1 protein-coding gene is annotated in these 509 nt (G+C 49.3%); it reads right to left on the reverse strand.

Annotation, left to right across the window (positions count from 1 at the left end):
* Positions 1-30 precede the first annotated feature (30 nt).
* Positions 31-509 (reverse strand): TRIC cation channel family protein (locus R7P74_RS29645; protein ID WP_318124330.1); only part of this gene is annotated, 479 nt, incomplete at its 5' end.

Genomic DNA, 509 nt, shown 5'->3' on the forward strand with positions numbered 1-509 from the left:
TCTTTAGATTGAAAGCTGTACTTGAATTGCTTAGCGGTTGATGGCGAAAGTAGGTAAAGATAGATGCCAACGAATCGCACCAAGGCGAATCACTAGTGTTGAGATAACACCTGCGAGCAGGGCCGTGGAATGATCGTAACCCATACTCACAGCCATCGTGTGGAAGATGCCACCAATGATACAGGCTGTGGCGTAGACTTCGCTTCTTAGCACCATAGGTACCTCTCGGGCTAAGACATCTCGGATTATGCCGCCACCGCAACCGGTGATTACACCCATGATCACGGCAACCATGCCTGAGGCGTTGTAGGCGAGCGCTTTTTCTACCTCAATTCCCACAAATACGGCCAGACCGATGGCGTCACACACGGGTAAAACCCACCAAGCTAACCGTTTTGGTCTGCGAACCAAGATCATAGTTAACAAACAGGTGATGAAGATAACCCAAAGATAAGTGGTATCGGTAATCCAAAAGACGGGGGTCGCACCAAGTGCCATATCACGAATAG

It is taken from the genome of Vibrio sp. 2033 (assembly GCF_033339735.1).